General features: G+C 64.5%; 16 protein-coding genes. 6 read left to right on the top strand and 10 right to left on the bottom strand.

Annotated elements, in window-relative coordinates:
- Window positions 1-154: 154 nt before the first annotated feature.
- Both CRO75_RS16810 and CRO75_RS16805 read right to left on the bottom strand, forming a co-directional pair.
- Window positions 155-997 (bottom strand): TIGR02285 family protein, encoded by an 843-nt coding sequence (locus CRO75_RS16810; protein ID WP_097136980.1) that lies wholly within the window; start codon window positions 995-997, stop codon window positions 155-157.
- Window positions 998-1,091: 94 nt separating this feature from the next.
- The gene (locus CRO75_RS16805; RefSeq protein WP_097136912.1) at window positions 1,092-2,291 is read right to left on the bottom strand and encodes a CaiB/BaiF CoA-transferase family protein; all 1,200 of its coding nucleotides are present in this window, start codon (window positions 2,289-2,291) and stop codon (window positions 1,092-1,094) included.
- Window positions 2,292-2,440: 149 nt separating this feature from the next.
- Between CRO75_RS16805 and CRO75_RS16800 the strand changes: the two genes are divergently transcribed.
- The 3 genes from CRO75_RS16800 to CRO75_RS16790 all read left to right on the top strand — a co-directional run bounded on the left by CRO75_RS16800 (window position 2,441) and on the right by CRO75_RS16790 (window position 6,146).
- The gene (locus CRO75_RS16800; RefSeq protein ID WP_007923023.1) at window positions 2,441-2,980 is read left to right on the top strand and encodes a YaeQ family protein; all 540 of its coding nucleotides are present in this window, start codon (window positions 2,441-2,443) and stop codon (window positions 2,978-2,980) included.
- A gap of 63 nt (window positions 2,981-3,043) precedes the next feature.
- Window positions 3,044-4,753, top strand: a complete 1,710-nt coding sequence (recJ, locus tag CRO75_RS16795) for a single-stranded-DNA-specific exonuclease RecJ (protein ID WP_009042332.1) — start codon at window positions 3,044-3,046, stop codon at window positions 4,751-4,753.
- Window positions 4,754-5,039: 286 nt separating this feature from the next.
- Window positions 5,040-6,146, top strand: a complete 1,107-nt coding sequence (locus CRO75_RS16790) for an NADH:flavin oxidoreductase/NADH oxidase (RefSeq protein WP_092417902.1) — start codon at window positions 5,040-5,042, stop codon at window positions 6,144-6,146.
- Window positions 6,147-6,347: 201 nt separating this feature from the next.
- Here CRO75_RS16790 and CRO75_RS16785 read toward each other — a convergent pair whose 3' ends face one another.
- Window positions 6,348-7,967, bottom strand: a complete 1,620-nt coding sequence (locus tag CRO75_RS16785; RefSeq protein ID WP_009042334.1) for a glucan biosynthesis protein D — start codon at window positions 7,965-7,967, stop codon at window positions 6,348-6,350.
- Between the two features lie 187 nt (window positions 7,968-8,154).
- Between CRO75_RS16785 and CRO75_RS16780 the strand changes: the two genes are divergently transcribed.
- Entirely contained in the window at window positions 8,155-8,688 is a 534-nt protein-coding gene (locus CRO75_RS16780) for a GNAT family N-acetyltransferase (protein WP_097136910.1), read from the top strand.
- A gap of 80 nt (window positions 8,689-8,768) precedes the next feature.
- On the opposite strand, the gene CRO75_RS16775 is transcribed toward CRO75_RS16780, so the two are convergent.
- Window positions 8,769-9,416 (bottom strand): glutathione S-transferase C-terminal domain-containing protein, encoded by a 648-nt coding sequence (locus CRO75_RS16775; RefSeq protein ID WP_009042336.1) that lies wholly within the window; start codon window positions 9,414-9,416, stop codon window positions 8,769-8,771.
- A 120-nt stretch (window positions 9,417-9,536) separates the two neighbouring features.
- Here CRO75_RS16775 and CRO75_RS16770 point away from each other — a divergent pair, with 120 nt between their 5' ends.
- Window positions 9,537-10,388, top strand: a complete 852-nt coding sequence (locus tag CRO75_RS16770) for a LysR family transcriptional regulator (RefSeq protein WP_097136908.1) — start codon at window positions 9,537-9,539, stop codon at window positions 10,386-10,388.
- A 24-nt stretch (window positions 10,389-10,412) separates the two neighbouring features.
- Here the strand turns inward: CRO75_RS16770 and CRO75_RS33540 are convergent, their stop codons facing one another.
- Both CRO75_RS33540 and CRO75_RS16765 read right to left on the bottom strand, forming a co-directional pair.
- Window positions 10,413-10,541, bottom strand: a complete 129-nt coding sequence (locus CRO75_RS33540; RefSeq protein WP_256596229.1) for a hypothetical protein — start codon at window positions 10,539-10,541, stop codon at window positions 10,413-10,415.
- Window positions 10,538-10,843 (bottom strand): hypothetical protein, encoded by a 306-nt coding sequence (locus CRO75_RS16765; RefSeq protein ID WP_097136905.1) that lies wholly within the window; start codon window positions 10,841-10,843, stop codon window positions 10,538-10,540. Before CRO75_RS16765 ends, CRO75_RS33540 begins: the two co-directional genes overlap by 4 nt.
- A gap of 166 nt (window positions 10,844-11,009) precedes the next feature.
- Between CRO75_RS16765 and CRO75_RS16760 the strand changes: the two genes are divergently transcribed.
- On the top strand, window positions 11,010-11,438 hold the full coding sequence (locus CRO75_RS16760; RefSeq protein WP_239990595.1) for a hypothetical protein: 429 nt from the start codon (window positions 11,010-11,012) through the stop codon (window positions 11,436-11,438).
- A gap of 19 nt (window positions 11,439-11,457) precedes the next feature.
- On the opposite strand, the gene CRO75_RS16755 is transcribed toward CRO75_RS16760, so the two are convergent.
- The 4 genes from CRO75_RS16755 to CRO75_RS16740 all read right to left on the bottom strand — a co-directional run bounded on the left by CRO75_RS16755 (window position 11,458) and on the right by CRO75_RS16740 (window position 15,810).
- Complete coding sequence (locus CRO75_RS16755; protein ID WP_097136902.1) at window positions 11,458-12,882, bottom strand: gamma-aminobutyraldehyde dehydrogenase; 1,425 nt, start codon at window positions 12,880-12,882, stop codon at window positions 11,458-11,460.
- A 124-nt stretch (window positions 12,883-13,006) separates the two neighbouring features.
- Window positions 13,007-13,834, bottom strand: a complete 828-nt coding sequence (locus CRO75_RS16750) for an ABC transporter permease (protein WP_097136901.1) — start codon at window positions 13,832-13,834, stop codon at window positions 13,007-13,009.
- Window positions 13,824-14,771, bottom strand: coding sequence for an ABC transporter permease (locus CRO75_RS16745; protein WP_009042342.1), 948 nt, complete (start codon window positions 14,769-14,771; stop codon window positions 13,824-13,826). The genes CRO75_RS16750 and CRO75_RS16745 overlap by 11 nt, the downstream gene beginning before the upstream one ends.
- A gap of 1 nt (window position 14,772) precedes the next feature.
- Window positions 14,773-15,810 (bottom strand): ABC transporter ATP-binding protein, encoded by a 1,038-nt coding sequence (locus CRO75_RS16740; protein ID WP_097136899.1) that lies wholly within the window; start codon window positions 15,808-15,810, stop codon window positions 14,773-14,775.
- Window positions 15,811-15,831: the final 21 nt, after the last annotated feature.

Genomic DNA, 15,831 nt, shown 5'->3' with positions numbered 1-15,831 from the left:
GGAACCTTCGCTTCAGTCCATCAGTCAGACCCTTGGCAACAGGATCGAGCATTGTGCTCCGGTGCTTGTCGCTTGTTGCACGGGGCTGGTTTCAGACCACGTTTAACCCCGAGTTGTCTCCCCACTGCTCGGGGTTTCTTTTTGCCCGGATTTTTTAGCGCTGCGGCGCGTCGTGGAAAAACGCCAGGGCATCGCTGCGGTATTGCTCGCGCAGCGACGGTTCCAGCCACTGGGCATAAAGCTCCAGCAAGGTGTCCAGGCGCAGTTCGAGCAGCGCGCGGTTGATGCGCTCCACCGCCTGCCGACCCTGCGCTGTGTTCGAACAGCCGACATTCACCGATTGATACCTGGGCATGTCCTGGATCGGGTAGAAGGCCAGCTCGCTCGGGTCGATCCCTTGCTGTTGCGCCTGGAAGCGAATCTCCGGCTGGTAGCCGATCAGGGCTTTGAGGCGTCCGTGCCTTTGCATCTGCAGCAGGTTGCCGATGGCGCTGTTGCCGTAGTGGGCCATCAGGGCTCCGGGCGGCGCCTGTGCGAGCAGGCTGTCGATCGGCTCGCCATAACTGCGCTCGGCCACCACGCCAACGTTGTGCGGGGCGCTGGCCAGGAGCGCGCGCAAGTCGATCTGGCCATCGTGGATAAACGGCTGCAGGCTGTCACTGTCCTGGCGACGCACCGCCAGGCCGTTGCTGAATACGCGAAAACTGGTGATGGAAAACGCGATCCACTGCGCCCGCTGCAGGTTGAACATCAGTGCCGGATCGCAAACGAAGGGTTGCTCCCGGAGCATCTGCATGCCACGGGCGCGGTTGACGTGCACGACCTGATGGTCGTACTCCGGCAGGCTGGCCATCAGCACAGGCAAGGCCTGATCGATTACCCCACGGCCTTTTTGCGGACCTTCGAAAATCGTCGTTGGCGGCAGGTCGCGCAACACCCAGATCAGCGTGTCCCGGGCCTGGCTGGCCGGTGACCAGGCGCCGAGCGCCAGCAGCATCGACAACAGGCGTATGCCACGAATCATTCGCCTGCTACGGCATGGGGTCATCAGGCTGCTGATCCTTGTCGGTAAAAGGCATCGTTTTTCAAAACTAGATCGCGCCGTTGTCACGCAGGCTTTTGATCTGCTGCTCGTCGTAGCCCAGGGCGCCCAGCACCTGGGCATTGTGCTCGCCGAGCGCGGGGCCGACCCATTCGGACGAGCCCGGAGTGTCCGAGAGTTTCGGCACGATGCCGGGCATCTTGAATGCCTTGCCGTCCGGCAGCCTGGCCTGGAGGAACATTTCCCGGGCGAGAAACTGCGGATCGCTGAACATGTCCTCGGCGCTGAAGATGCGGCTGGCGGGGACTTCTGCCTGGTTCAGCAATTCGAGCACGCGCTCCAGCGCCAGCGAGTTGACCCAGCGATCGATGACCCCGTACAGCTCGTCGCGCCGGCTGTCGCGGCCGTCGTTGCTGGCCAGGGCCGGGTCGTTGGCCAGGTCGTCGCGGCCGATCACCTGCATGAAGCGCTTGAAGATCGCATCGCCGTTGGCGCCGATCTGCACATGCTTGCCATCGGCGCTGGTGTGAATCGAGGAGGGCGTGATGCCGGGCATGATGTTGCCGGTGCGTTCGCGGATGAAGCCGAAGACATCGAACTCCGGGACCATGCTTTCCATCATGGCGAAGATCGCTTCGTACAGCGCCACGTCCACCACCTGGCCCTGGCCGCCGTTGACCTCACGGTGCCGCAGGGCCATCAGCGCGCCGATCACGCCCCACAGGGCGGCAATCGAGTCGCCGATGGAAATGCCGGTGCGCACCGGCGGACGGTCCTCGAAACCGGTGATGTAGCGCAGCCCGCCCATGGACTCGCCGACCGCGCCGAAACCGGGCTGGTCCTTCATCGGCCCGGTCTGGCCGAAGCCGGACAGGCGCACCATCACCAGCTTGGGATTGAGCGCATGCAGGGTGTCCCAGCCCAGGCCGAGTTTTTCCAGGACCCCGGGGCGGAAGTTCTCGATCAGGATGTCGGCCTCGGCCAACAGCTTCTTCAGCACCTCCAGGCCGTCCGGGTGCTTGAGGTTCAGGGTCAGGGACTTTTTGTTGCGCGCCTGGACGAACCACCACAGGGACGTGCCTTCATACAGCTTGCGCCACTTGCGCAGCGGGTCGCCGCCGTCCGGCGATTCGACCTTGACCACCTCGGCGCCGAATTCGGCGCAGATGCGCGAGGCGAACGGACCGGCGATCAGGGTGCCGAGTTCGACGACTTTCAGGCCGGCAAGGGGTTTGGCGGTAAGCGGCATGGAAGATCCTTGTAGGACAAAGATTGGACGGTAGAGCGTTTTAACATAGCCCGGCGCTCCCTCGCCAAAGGATGATGGTGCGCGATTCGTGGATTGGCTCGTGCATCGGTTAGACTTGCCGCCTTTCCTCGTATCAAGAAGCCCCGTCCATGGCCCAGCCGTCTACCACCTACAAGTTTGAATTGAACCTGACTGACCTCGATCGCGGGGTGTACGAAAGCGTCAAGCAAACCATCGCCCGCCATCCGTCGGAAACCGAAGAGCGCATGACCGTGCGTCTGCTGGCCTACGCCCTTTGGTACAACGAACACCTGTCGTTCGGTCGTGGCCTGTCGGAAGTGGATGAGCCGGCGCTGTGGGAAAAAAGCCTGGACGACCGCGTGCTGCACTGGATCGAAGTCGGCCAGCCGGACGCCGAGCGCCTGACCTGGTGTTCGCGCCGTACCGAGCGCACCAGCCTGCTGGCCTACGGCAGCCTGCGCGTGTGGCAGACCCGCGTAGTGGACGCGGTGAAGAACCTGAAGAACCTCAATATCGCCGGCGTGCCCCAGGACGTCCTGGAAGTCCTGGCCAAGGACATGCCGCGCGTTATCAAGTGGGACGTGATGATCAGCGAAGGCACGATCTTCGTCACCGACGATCGCGGCCAGCACGAAGTCCAGCTGGAATGGCTGTTGGGCGAACGCTGAGTTCGCCACGCCGCGCGCTGTTTCGCCGTATCCCCTGTATCGAAGAGAAGCTTCTGTCACCCCATGCGTATCGAACCTCGTGAGTTGCCCGCCACCCTGCCGTTTCTCGGTGATCTGCCGCCGTTGCTGACCCGCCTGTACGCCGCCCGTGGCGTGCAGTCCGAGGCCGAGCTGGACAAGAGCCTGGCGCGGCTGATCCCGTTCCAGCAGCTCAAGGGCATCGAGGCGGCGGTGGACCTGCTGGTGACGGCGTTGGAGCAGCGCGAACGCATCCTGATCGTCGGCGACTTCGACGCCGACGGCGCCACCGCCAGTACCGTGGGCATGCTCGGCCTGCGCCTGCTGGGCGCGGCCCATGTCGATTACCTGGTGCCGAACCGTTTCGAATACGGCTACGGCCTGACTCCGGAAATCGTCGCGGTGGCCCTGGAGCGCAAGCCCCAGCTGCTGATCACCGTGGACAACGGCATTTCCAGTGTCGAGGGCGTGGCGGCGGCCAAGGCGGCCGGGTTGAAAGTGCTGGTCACCGACCACCACTTGCCGGGCCACGAGTTGCCGGCGGCCGATGCCATCGTCAACCCGAACCAGCCCGGCTGCGAGTTCCCCAGCAAGGCGCTGGCCGGGGTCGGGGTGATCTTCTATGTGCTGATGGCGCTGCGGGCCCGCCTGCGTAGCCTTGGCTGGTACGAAGCCAAGCCACAGCCGAACATCGGCGAGCTGCTGGATCTGGTGGCGCTCGGCAGTGTCGCCGACGTGGTGCCGCTGGACGCCAACAACCGCATCCTGGTGCACCAGGGGCTGGAGCGGATTCGCGCCGGGCGCGCGCGGCCGGGGATCAAGGCGATCCTCGAAGTGGCCAAGCGCGAGGCGTCGCGCATCACCTCCACCGACCTGGGCTTCATCCTTGGCCCACGGTTGAATGCCGCCGGTCGCCTGGACGATATGAGCCTGGGCATCGAATGCCTGCTCAGCCATGACATGGCCCTGGCGCGGGAAATGGCCAGCCAGCTGGATGAGTTGAACCAGGACCGCAAATCCATCGAGCAGGGCATGCAGCGCGAAGCCCTGGCCCAGCTCAAGGACTTGCCGGTGGAATCGATGCCGTTCGGCCTGTGCCTGTTCGAGCCCGACTGGCACCAGGGAGTGATCGGGATTCTCGCTTCGCGGCTGAAGGAGCGTTACCACCGGCCGACCATCGCTTTTGCCGACGCCGGCGAAGGCATGCTCAAGGGGTCGGCGCGTTCGGTGCCGGGCTTTCATATCCGCGATGCCCTGGACGCGGTGGCGGCCAAACATCCGGACCTGATCAGCAAGTTCGGCGGTCACGCCATGGCCGCCGGCCTGTCGCTGCCGGAGCAGAATTTCCCGGCCTTCGCCGAGGCCTTCGATACCGAGGTGCGCCGCCAGCTGCGCGAGGAAGACCTGACCGGGCGCCTGCTGTCGGATGGCACCCTGGCGGTGGAAGAGTTCCACCTCGAACTGGCCCGCGCCCTGCGCCATGCCGGGCCCTGGGGCCAGCACTTTCCCGAGCCGTTGTTCCATGGCGTGTTCCAACTGGTGGAGCAGCGGGTCGTCGGCGAGCGCCACCTCAAGGTGGTGCTGCGCAGCGAATGCGGTTCGGTGAAACTCGATGGCATTGCCTTTGGCATCGACCGCGATATCTGGCCGAACCCGACCATCCGCTGGGTGGAGCTGGCCTACAAGCTGGACCTCAACGAGTTCCGCGGCCAGGAAACGGTGCAGCTGATGATCGCCCATATCGAACCGCGTTAAGACTGCTGACGCTATCGCGAGCAAGCTCGCTCCTACAGGGATTGTGTTGCTTCTGCAGGAGCGAGCGTGCTCGCGAAAAAACGCCAGGCCACCGTTACCTTCCTCGGCAAAATGTGTCGGAACCCTGCTGGTCGCGCCGTTGTCGACTAGGCTCTAAACACTGCTTGATTGGCCTTGTGACGTTTTGTCCTTTTTCTCCCGCGGGGGCGGGCGCTGTTCCTTTCCAGTCACTCGTCGACTTTTCAAACAGAACCCTGGAGCCTGACCACTGATCGAGAGGTGCCCCATGAGTCTGCTGCTTGAGCCCTATACCCTTCGTCAATTGACCTTACTCAACCGCATCGCGGTATCGCCCATGTGCCAGTACTCCAGCGTAGATGGACTGGCCAATGACTGGCACCTGGTGCACCTCGGCAGTCGTGCCGTGGGCGGCGCCGGACTGATTTTCACCGAGGCCACGGCGGTCACCGCCGACGGGCGCATCACCGCCCAGGACCTCGGCCTGTGGAGCGACGAACAGATCGCACCCTTGCAACGCATCACCCGGTTCATCACCGCCCAGGGCGCGGTCGCCGGTATCCAGCTGGCCCACGCCGGACGCAAGGCCAGCACCCATCGGCCATGGCTGGGCAAGCATGGCAGCGTCAAGCCCGAGGAGGGCGGCTGGGTCCCGGTTGGCCCTTCGCCGATTGCCTTCGACCCGCAACACACGCCGCCGACCCAGCTCGACGAAGGGCAGATCGCCGCGATCGTCCAGGCCTTCGTCGATTCGGCCAAACGCGCCCTGGTCGCCGGTTTCAAGGTGGTCGAAGTGCATGCCGCCCATGGCTACCTGCTGCATCAATTCCTCTCGCCCCTGAGCAATCAGCGCCGCGACCAGTACGGTGGCTCCTTCGATAACCGCATTCGCCTGGTCCTGCAGGTGTGTGAGGCGGTGCGGGCGGTCTGGCCGGAAGAGTTGCCGCTGTTCGTCCGGGTGTCGGCCACCGACTGGGTGGAGGACGGCTGGAATCCGGACGAAACCGTCGAGCTGGCCTGCCGCCTGAAAGCATTGGGGGTGGACCTGATCGATGTCTCGTCGGGCGGCACCGCGGTCAATGCCGAAATCCCCACCGGCCCGGGCTACCAGACCCGCTTCGCCGAACGGGTGCGCAAGGAGTCGGGGATCGCCACCGGCACCGTGGGCATGATCACCGAGCCGGCCCAGGCCGAGCATATTCTGCGCACCTGTCAGGCCGACATCATCTTCCTCGCCCGCGAGCTGCTGCGCGACCCGTACTGGCCGCTGCATGCCGATGACGACCTGAGCGGGCACAAGGCGATCTGGCCGGCGCAGTACCAGCGCGCGACCCATCGCGACCAACCGATTCACGAGTCGGATCTGCGCGAGTGAGCTGCGCGGAGGCATAAAAAAACCGGCCTGTGAGGGCCGGTTTTTTTGTGCCGTGGCGTGCAACCGCGAGCTGTAGCCGCTGCCGCAGGCTGCGATCGACCGGGAACCGGTCGCAAATCAGGCGACGCGGATCGACTGAAGAGCCTGGGTCCGCTGCGCGGCCCATCGCAGCCTACGGCAGCGGCTACAGATGGTGCTGCATCAGCTGTACTTGCGCTTGTCCGGCGCCGGCGGGAAGTACTGGTACAGCCAGGTTTCGCTCAGGGTGCGATCGTTGCTGCGGATGAACAGCCGCAGTTCCACCGGGTCGACGCTGTCGTTGGTCGGGTACCAGTCGAAGAGCACGCGATAACCCTGGATCTCGTCCAGCTTCAGCACGTGGAAATCCTTGACCTGACCATTCGACGCGGTGACCACCGGCTCGATGCCGGTGCCCTCCGGCAGCCGCTCCAGCCCGCCGCCGTTGAAGTCCACGGCGAAGCGCCGGGCCCAGACCGGCGGATAATGCTCGCCCGGCGCCCAGCCCTCGACGAAGCCGCCCATGCCCGAACGGGTGGCGTTGACCCGCGCCAGCGGCGTGCCCACCGGTGGCAGGGCGCTCCAGTACAGCTTGTAGCCGTAGTTCAGCGAGTCCCCGGCGGCCAGCGGTGTCTTCGGGGTCCAGAAGGCCACGATATTGTCCAGGGTCTCGCCGGTGGTGGGGATCTCCAGCAGGTCGACCGAGCCTTCGCCCCAGGCGGTGGTCGGCTCGACCCACAGGCTCGGGCGCCGGCTGTACCAGTCCACGGTGTCCTGGTAGTTGGCGAACTCGTGGTCGGTCTGCACCAGGCCGAAACCCTTCGGGTCCTTGTCGGCGAAGGCATTGAACTGCAGGGTCGCCGGGTTGTTCAGCGGACGGCAGATCCACTCGCCGTTGCCGCGCCACATGGCCAGGCGGTCCGAGTCGTGGATCTGCGGATGGATGGTGTCGCACATGCGTCGCTCATGGGTGCCGCAGCTGAACATGCTGGTCATCGGCGCGATGCCCAGCTGTTCGATGGCGGTGCGGGCGTTGACGTGCGCATCGACGTCCATCACCACGCGCTCGGCCTGGCAGTCGATGTCGAAGCGGTAGGCGCCGGTGGCGCTGGGCGAATCGAGCAGGGCATAGACCACGAAACGGGTGCTGTCCTTGTCCGGGGTCTCGAACCAGAACTGGGTGAAGTCGGGGAATTCTTCGCGCTTCTTGGCGTAGGTGTCGATTGCCAGGCCACGGGCCGAGAGGCCGTACTGGCCGGTCTTGTCCACCGCGCGGAAATAGCTGGCGCCGAGGAAGGACACCACATCGTGCCTGTCCAGCTCCGGGGCCTTGAACAGCTTGAAGCCGGCAAAACCCAGGTCGCCCTTGAGCTGCGCGGTGTCGACGCTGGTGTTCTGGTAGTTGAACAGCGACGGGCGGAAATGCACTTCCCGCGCCTGCCGGGTCTTGGCGTCGACGCTGTGCATGCGCACCGGCTGCTTGAAGCCCATGCCGACGTGGAAGAACTGCACGTCCAGCTGGCCGTTCAGCTCCTTCCACAGCGAGTGGTTGCCGTCGTACCGGATCGCGTTGAAGTTCTGCGGGGTCATGGTCGCCAGGGTCGGCGGCAGCACCTGCTTGGTGTCCACGTAGGGCTTGCCGGCCAACTGCTTGGCCCGGGCCTTGAGAATCTCGAAATCGAAGGCCTGCGCCTCGCCGTCGGCGGCGCCCGCCCAGGCCCGGGAGGCCAGCAGACCCGTGGCCGACAGGCCGGTGTAGGCGGCCAGCGCCATGGATGCTTTCAGAAGATGCCTGCGATGCATAAGTGAACCTTGTCAGGAGATCCCGAGCCCTTCCTGGCTGCGCTGGATCGGAAATGGAGGTTCGGTCATGCCTTCGGCCAAACACAACGGACTTTTAACAGCGGGCGGATAGAATAATCGGTTCGCTCGAGGCAAAAAATGCCCGGCTACCGATACGTAAAACCACGGACGGCTTCAGGAAACCCACATGCTCAATGAACGCCTTTTGACCTCGCAAGACATCCCGCTGTTCAAACTGATTGACCGTGCAGAGCTGATCGAGGCGTTCTACCGCCTGCAAGACGGGCAACTGCTGGGTTATCCCCTGCGCGAGGTGGTGACCGGCTGGCCGCCCGGCGAAGCCGAGCATGACGCGCGGGTCTTGCAGGTGTGTGAACAGCGCGGTGGCTGGCTGTATGGGGTGTTCGACGAACACCGGCTGGTGGCCGCGGCGGTGGTCGATTGCCTGGTGATCCACAACGCCGGCCTGCGGTTGCGGCAGCTGAAGTTCCTGCATGTCAGCCAGGCGTATCGCGGGCGCGGCCTGGGCCAACGGTTGTTCGGCCTGGCCGCCGAGCAGGCACGGCGCATGGGCGGCGAGGGGCTGTATGTCTCGGCCACGCCATCACGTAACACCGTGGATTTCTACCGCCGCCTGGGCTGCGAGCTGTTGGCGGCCCCCGATCCAGAGCTGTATCGCCTGGAGCCCGAGGATATTCATCTGTACCTCAGGCTGGCCTGATCTTCAGCGGGTTTTGCGCCAGGCCGGCCAGGCGAGGAGGGTTCCGGCCCGCATTTGGCAAGTCTCATCCGCAGAAATAATCACTCGGCAGGACGCAAGGCATGTGGTGGACCTTCCGTTTCAAGCACCTGGTGGATCGCGGGGTGGGCCTTGAGGCTGGCAAAGTAGCGATCCAGCTGGCGCCATTGTCCGAGGTCGATGGCCAGCCGCCGAGCCCAGGTCAGCAGGGTGAACAGATAGGCGTCCAGTGCTGAAAAACCGTCGCCCAGCACATGTTCCCGGCCAGCGAGGTGTTGATCGATGAACGCCAGCCGCGGGCTCACCCGCTCCCGGGTCTGTTGTTGGCCGGCCTCGGTGCGGGCCAGGAAGTTGGCGCTGACGCCGCCGTGACGTTCCGGGGTGATGAAGTTTTTCTGTACCTCCATGGCCAGGAAGCTCAGCCATTGCAGGGCTTCGTAGCGAGCGAAGCTGCCGACGGCTGGCAGCAGCGCCTGTTCAGGCACGGTATCGGCAATGTACTGCAGGATGACGCTGCACTCGGTCAGTCGCTGGCCGTTCTCCAGTTGCAGCACCGGTACGTAGGATTTGGGATTGATCAGGTTGAAGTCACCACCTGCCCAGCGCTTGTTCGTGAGGTCGACCTTTTCCAGGGTAAAGCCGAGCCCGCTGACCTGAAGCAGAATATGCGGAGCGAGCGAACTGGCTCCAGGGGCATAAAACAGAATCATCGAAGTGTTTCTCCTTCAGCAATCGCTGGCCGATGTAGCCGCGGTAGACGTCACGATACGATGGCGCTATCAAGGAAAAAAACGCGTGCTTGCGCACACCAAGGCTGCGAATATGCACATATGACCGATTGGCAGGATCTACATCACTTCATCGTCGTTGCTCGGCTGGGTTCCCTGACTGCCGCCGCGAATGCCTTGCGCGTCGATCACGCAACGGTAGGGCGACGGGTGTCCAGTCTTGAAGCGAGCCTGGGACTCAAACTGCTTGAGCGCTTGCCACGTTCGTCGCGTTTGACCGAAGCCGGGGTAGCGTTGGCGGCCATTGCTCAGCCTATGGAGAGGCTGGTCGACGAGGTTGATCGTTATGCCCGAGGTGCCGTGGGGCTGTCCGGTACGGTCAGTGTCAGCACCCTGGCATTGCTGGCCAGCATGTTGCTGGTACCCAGCCTGCCGGCGCTGCGTGCCGCCCATCCGGATCTGAAAATCGTGCTGGATACGACCTCCAGTGTCGCTTCGCTGGAGCGCGGAGAGGCAGACATCGCCATCGGCTACGTACGCCCCGATGAAGCGGGGCGCGTCGTGCGTCGGGTCGGTCAGGTCCAGTTCGGGTTTTATGCCAGTCCTGCCTATGCCTCGGCGCCGCCGGCCGACTGGGGATTCATTGGCTTTGCCGAGTCGCTGGAACATATCCCGCAGCACCGTTGGTTGGTGGATTTCGCTGCCCGGCGCCCGATCGTTCTGCGTAGCAATGACGTCAACACCCAGCAGGCGGCTGCGCGGGCCGCCGTTGGGGTCGCGTTGTTGCCCTGTTTTGTCGCCAGCCCCGACTCCGGGTTGGTCCGGGTAGCGCCACTGCGTGCTGGCGATGCTCGCGAGCTATGGCTTTCGGTGCATGCCGATGTCCGTCGCTCAGCGGCCGTGCGGCGGGTGATGGACCATCTGATCGAGGTATTGGCGCGTGGTCTGGAGTAGGCGGGGGCGGGTTTCGAAACGGGCTTACGGGCTGTTATCGAGCGCAATGCCGTAGCGATTGGCCAGGAGAAAGGCCAGTACCGCCAGCGAGTGGGCGAAGAGGGCCGTGAGCAGGCGGAGCCACTCATCCCGAGTGAATCCGTTGTGATTCATGGGCCGCTCCCCGCCGATGGTATGAACTGCGGCACGGCATACAGCACCAGCACGCAACCCAGCCACAGGCCCAGCCAGCGATAGTGGGCCGGCATGCCGCAGGCGTGCCAGCCTTTGGCGGCGGCATACACCAGGGTGATCTGGATCAGCACCAGGGACAGGACCCCGGTGGGAACCGCCACCGCCGAGACAAAGGGCGCGGCGCCGGCGCGGGTCAATACCAGGCCCAGTTGCAGGGCGGCGAACGGCAGCACCAACCAGACGGCCACTTGCAGCATCAGGCTGACGATTCGCGAGGGCATGGGCGCATCCTGGCTGCCGGAAAAGTTTCCGCGCCGCGGGCGGGGAAGCCAGGCGCTTTGTGGCGGCGGATGGTGCCGCAACTTGATCGGCTTGGCCAGACCTCGTTCAATAGCTGCCTTTCAAGGAGATCGGGCAAATGAATTGCGGTTTTTCGGCGTGCGCGCGATGAAGTACAGGAAGACCCTGGCGGTCGTGGGGGGCCTGCTGGGAGCCTGTGTACTGGTGTTCGCCAGTGCGCTCTACACAGTGCTCGAACGCGAGCCCTATTCGACGACCAGCCCCTCCGGTCGTTACCTGTTGCAGCATGCCTCGGCCGGGGGGCTGCTGGTGCCTTTCGGCGGCAAGGGCTATCTGCAGATCATCGACCTTGAGGACCCGGATCGGGTCTACCGCACGCCCTTGATCCGGGACTGGACGCTGGACCTGCGGATGTATGAGGACGACAACAGCATCAGCATCTTTGGCCTGGAGTTCATCAAGGCCACCAAGACCTACATCATTCAGTGGCCGGATTGGCAACACCATTGGCTCGACTGGTTCATCAGCAACACGCCCTACGAGTTTTGCCAGGAAACCGACGGCAACTGTTTCTAGCAGGGCGTGCTGCCCGGGGTCAGTGCTTGAACATCACATGGCGCACGACGGTGTAGTCCTCCAGCCCGTACAGGGACATGTCCTTGCCGTAGCCGGAGAGCTTCTGCCCGCCGTGGGGCATTTCGCTGACCAGCATGAAGTGGGTGTTGACCCAGGTGCAGCCATATTGCAGGCGCGCCGAGAGGCGGTGGGCGCGGCCGACATCGGCGGTCCACACCGAGGAGGCCAGGCCGTAGTCCGAGTCGTTGGCCCAGCCCAGGACCTGGGCCTCGTCGGTGAAGCGGGTGACCGAGACCACTGGCCCGAACACTTCGCGGCGGACGATTTCGTCGTCCTGCTGGGCGTCGGCCAGCACCGTCGGTTCAAAGAAGAAGCCGTTGCCGTCCACCGTCTTGCCGCCAGTGACCAGGCGGATATGCGGCTGGGCGATGGCGCGCTCGACGAACCCGGCCACGCGGTCGCGGTGCTGGGCGCTGATCAGTGGGCCCAGTTCGGTGTCCGGGTCGCCCTGCAGACCGTACTTGATGCTGGCGACCGCCGCGCCGAGCTTCTCGACGAAGCGCTCATAGATGCCCTCTTGCGCATAGATGCGGCAGGCAGCGGTGCAATCCTGGCCGGCGTTGTAGAAACCGAAGGTGCGGATGCCCTCCACGGCGGCGTCGATGTCGGCGTCGTCGAAGATGATCACCGGTGCCTTGCCGCCCAGTTCCATGTGCAGGCGTTTGACGCTGTCGGCGGTGCTGGAAATGATATGCGAGCCGGTGGCGATGGAGCCGGTGAGCGACACCATGCGCACCTTCGGATGGGTCACCAACGGCTGGCCCACGGTGGCGCCACGGCCGAAAACCAGGTTGAGCACGCCGGCGGGAAAGATCGCCGCGGCCAGTTCGGCCAGGCGCAGGGCGGTCAGCGGGGTCTGCTCCGAGGGCTTGAGCACCACGGTATTGCCGGCGGCCAGGGCCGGGGCGATTTTCCAGGCAACCATCATCAGCGGGTAGTTCCACGGCGCGATGGAGGCGATCACCCCCACCGGGTCGCGACGGATCATCGAGGTGTGCCCTGGCAGGTATTCGCCACCGGCCGAACCGCTGAGGCAACGGCTGGCGCCGGCGAAGAAGCGGAACACATCGGCAATCGCCGGGATCTCGTCGTTCAAGGCCGCGCTCAGCGGCTTGCCGCAGTTGTCCGACTCCAGCCGGGCCAGTTCCTCGCCGTGGGCTTCGATGCTGTCGGCCAGCTTGAGCAACAGCAGCGAGCGTTCTTTCGGCACGGTTTGCGACCAGCTTTCGAAAGCGCTGTCGGCGGCGCGCACCGCGGCATCGACCTGGGCTTCGCTGGCCTCGTTGATTTCCACCAGCACCTTGCCCAGCGCGGGGTTGAATACCGCCTGGGCAGGGCCTTCGCCGCTGACTAGTTGGCCGTTGATCAAGAGTTTGGTTTGCATGGCTGTTCTCCTGAAATATCTGTTGGATGTTCTGCGATCTGTAGCCGTTGCCGCAGGCTGCGATAAGGCCGAAGGCCTTCAGCGAACCGGAGGGCGCCACGACCCTGCGGCAGCGGCTACAGGGTTATTTGCCGCCACTGCCCGCCACGCTTTCGCCGCCGCGGGTCAGGTAATAGGCGCCGAGGATCGGCAGCATGGTCACCAGCATCACCAGCATGGCGACGACGTTGGTCACCGGTACGTCCCGCGGCCGGCTGAGCTGGTTGAGCAGCCACAGCGGCAGGGTGCGTTCATGGCCGGCGGTGAAGGTGGTGACGATGATTTCGTCGAACGACAGGGCGAACGCCAGCATGCCGCCGGCCAGCAACGCCGAGCCGAGGTTCGGCAGGATGATGTAGCGGAAGGTCTGCCAGCCGTCGGCACCCAGGTCCATCGAGGCTTCGATCAGGCTGTGGGAGGTGCGGCGCAGGCGGGCGATCACGTTGTTGTAGACAATCACCACGCAGAAGGTCGCGTGGCCGACGATGATGGTGAACATCCCCGGCTCGATCCCCAATGTCTTGAAGGTCGCCAGCAGGGCGATGCCGGTGATGATCCCCGGCAGGGCGATGGGCAGGATCAGCATCAGTGAAATGCCCTGTTTGCCGAAGAAGTCCCGCCGATACAGCGCCGCCGAGGCCAGGGTGCCGAGGACCATGGCGATCAGGGTGGCGATGGCGGCGATCTGCAACGACAGCTTGATGGCTTCGAGCACGTCGGGGCGGGCGAAGGCCACGCCGAACCATTTCAGGGTGAAGCCCTGGGGCGGAAAGCTGAAGGCTGCGTCTTCGGTATTGAAGGCGTAGAGGAAGATGATCAGGATCGGGAAATGCAGGAACAGCAGCCCGCCCCACGCGGCAAGGCGCAGGCCCAGCGAGGCTGGTTCTCCATGCTTGGCTGAGTCAGAGCGCATCGAAGGCCCCCAGGCGTTTGACGATGGACAGGTAAATGGCGATCAGCACGATCGGCACCAGGGTGAAGGCGGCGGCCATCGGCATGTTGCCGATCGCCCCTTGCTGGGCGTAGACCATGCTGCCGACGAAGTAGCCGGGCGGGCCCACCAGCTGCGGCACGATGAAATCGCCCAGGGTCAGGGAGAAGGTGAAGATCGAGCCGGCGGCGATGCCCGGCACCGACAGCGGCAGGATCACCTGCATGAAGGTCTGGCGCGGCTTGGCGCCGAGGTCGGCGGAGGCTTGCAGCAAGGACGGCGGCAGGCGTTCCAGGGAGGCCTGGATCGGCAGGATCATGAACGGCAGCCAGATGTAGACGAACACCATGAAGCGCCCCAGGTGCGAGGTCGACAGGGTGCTGCCGCCGACCCCGGGAATCCCCAGGATGAACTGCAACAGCGGCTCCAGCCCTAGGTGCTGGACGAACCACTGGGCCACGCCGCCCTTGGCCAGCAGCAGGGTCCAGGCGTAAGCCTTGACGATGTAGCTGGCCCACATCGGCAGCATCACCGCGATGTAGAAGAACGCCTTGGTCTTGCCGCTGGTGTAGCGCGCCATGTAGTAGGCGATGGGGAAGGCGACCACGGCGCTGGCGAGCGAGACGGCGATGGCCATGCTCAGGGTGCGCAGGATGATGTCGAAGTTCGACGGCTGGAACAGCGCGGCGAAATTGGCCAGGGTCAGGTCCGGGGTGACCGCCATGGTGAAGTCGTCGAAGGTGTAGAAGCCCTGCCAGAGCAGGATCAGCAAGGAGCCCAGGTAAATCGCGCCGAACCAGAGCAGCGGCGGCACCAGCAGCAGCGCCAGGTACAAATTCGGCCGCCGGTACAGCAGGTTGGAAAAGCGCCGCAGCGGCGAGCCGCCGGGGCTTTGGGAAGTGATCGCCAGGGTGCTCATGTCACACCCCGCTCGCCAGGGTATCGGCCAGCGGGATCATCGCCTCGCGGGCCCAGCGCGCGCTGAGGCGTTGCCCGGTCTGGTGCTGGGCGCCGCTGTCCAGCCATTGGTCGTTGGCCCGGCTGATACTGAGGGTCTGGCCATTGTCCAGTTGCAGCTCGTAGCGGGTGGCGCTGCCCTGGTACTGGATATCGTGCAGCAGGCCGCTGACTTCGATCTCGTGGCTGGGCAGCGGGCCTTCGGCGAAACGCACATGTTCCGGGCGGATCGAGAAGGGCCGCTGGCTGCCGCTCAGGCGTTCGGCCAGTTCGCCGCGAATCACGTTGGAGGTGCCGACGAACTCGGCGACGAAGCTGGTGGCCGGCTTCATGTACAGGTTGCGCGGGCTATCGACCTGCTCGATTCGGCCCTTGTTGAACACCGCCACGCGGTCGGACATCGACAGGGCTTCGGTCTGGTCGTGGGTGACGAAAATGAAGGTGATGCCGAGCTGGCGCTGCAGCTTCTTCAGTTCGCCCTGCATCTGTTCGCGCAGCTTCAGGTCCAGCGCTCCCAGGGGCTCGTCCAGCAGCAGGACTCGTGGCCGATTGACCAGCGCCCGGGCCAGGGCCACGCGCTGGCGCTGGCCGCCGGACAGCTGCACCGGCTTGCGTTCGCCGTAGCCTTGCAGGGCGACCATGGCCAGGGCTTCTTCGGCGCGCTTGAAGCGTTCGGTCTTGGCGACGCCTTTGACTTTCAGGCCGTAGGCCACGTTGTCGCGCACGTTCATATGGGGAAACAGCGCGTAATCCTGGAACACGGTATTGACGTCGCGCTGGTAGGGCGGCAACCCGGTGGCTTCGGCCCCGTGGATGTGGATCGAGCCGGCGCTCGGCTGTTCGAAACCGGCGATCAGGCGCAGGCAGGTGGTCTTGCCCGAACCGGAAGGGCCGAGCATGGAAAAGAACTCGCCGTCCTGGATCTCGATGGACACCCGGTCGACGGCCTTCACCTCGCCGAACTGCCGGGAAACGTTGGTGAACTGGACTGCAAGCGTCATGGTGCGGTGCTCCGGGAAAGC

Source organism: Pseudomonas sp. LAMO17WK12:I10, from assembly GCF_900215185.1.
Lineage (GTDB): Bacteria > Pseudomonadota > Gammaproteobacteria > Pseudomonadales > Pseudomonadaceae > Aquipseudomonas > Aquipseudomonas chlororaphis.
This window is presented reverse-complemented; position numbering and strand designations above follow the sequence as displayed.

What these genes read in the sequence shown, in the direction of transcription:
- CRO75_RS33540 (WP_256596229.1), bottom strand. Translation starts at nt 10,541, where the DNA reads ATGAATCACAACGGATTCACTCGGGATGAGTGGCTCCGCCTGCTCACG.
- CRO75_RS16760 (WP_239990595.1), top strand. Translation starts at nt 11,010, where the DNA reads ATGAAGTACAGGAAGACCCTGGCGGTCGTGGGGGGCCTGCTGGGAGCC.
- CRO75_RS16790 (WP_092417902.1), top strand. Translation starts at nt 5,040, where the DNA reads ATGAGTCTGCTGCTTGAGCCCTATACCCTTCGTCAATTGACCTTACTC.
- CRO75_RS16745 (WP_009042342.1), bottom strand. Translation starts at nt 14,771, where the DNA reads ATGAGCACCCTGGCGATCACTTCCCAAAGCCCCGGCGGCTCGCCGCTG.
- CRO75_RS16785 (WP_009042334.1), bottom strand. Translation starts at nt 7,967, where the DNA reads ATGCATCGCAGGCATCTTCTGAAAGCATCCATGGCGCTGGCCGCCTAC.
- recJ (WP_009042332.1), top strand. Translation starts at nt 3,044, where the DNA reads ATGCGTATCGAACCTCGTGAGTTGCCCGCCACCCTGCCGTTTCTCGGT.
- CRO75_RS16765 (WP_097136905.1), bottom strand. Translation starts at nt 10,843, where the DNA reads ATGCCCTCGCGAATCGTCAGCCTGATGCTGCAAGTGGCCGTCTGGTTG.
- CRO75_RS16800 (WP_007923023.1), top strand. Translation starts at nt 2,441, where the DNA reads ATGGCCCAGCCGTCTACCACCTACAAGTTTGAATTGAACCTGACTGAC.
- CRO75_RS16755 (WP_097136902.1), bottom strand. Translation starts at nt 12,882, where the DNA reads ATGCAAACCAAACTCTTGATCAACGGCCAACTAGTCAGCGGCGAAGGC.
- CRO75_RS16740 (WP_097136899.1), bottom strand. Translation starts at nt 15,810, where the DNA reads ATGACGCTTGCAGTCCAGTTCACCAACGTTTCCCGGCAGTTCGGCGAG.
- CRO75_RS16805 (WP_097136912.1), bottom strand. Translation starts at nt 2,291, where the DNA reads ATGCCGCTTACCGCCAAACCCCTTGCCGGCCTGAAAGTCGTCGAACTC.
- CRO75_RS16775 (WP_009042336.1), bottom strand. Translation starts at nt 9,416, where the DNA reads ATGATTCTGTTTTATGCCCCTGGAGCCAGTTCGCTCGCTCCGCATATT.
- CRO75_RS16750 (WP_097136901.1), bottom strand. Translation starts at nt 13,834, where the DNA reads ATGCGCTCTGACTCAGCCAAGCATGGAGAACCAGCCTCGCTGGGCCTG.
- CRO75_RS16770 (WP_097136908.1), top strand. Translation starts at nt 9,537, where the DNA reads ATGACCGATTGGCAGGATCTACATCACTTCATCGTCGTTGCTCGGCTG.
- CRO75_RS16810 (WP_097136980.1), bottom strand. Translation starts at nt 997, where the DNA reads ATGCTGCTGGCGCTCGGCGCCTGGTCACCGGCCAGCCAGGCCCGGGAC.
- CRO75_RS16780 (WP_097136910.1), top strand. Translation starts at nt 8,155, where the DNA reads ATGCTCAATGAACGCCTTTTGACCTCGCAAGACATCCCGCTGTTCAAA.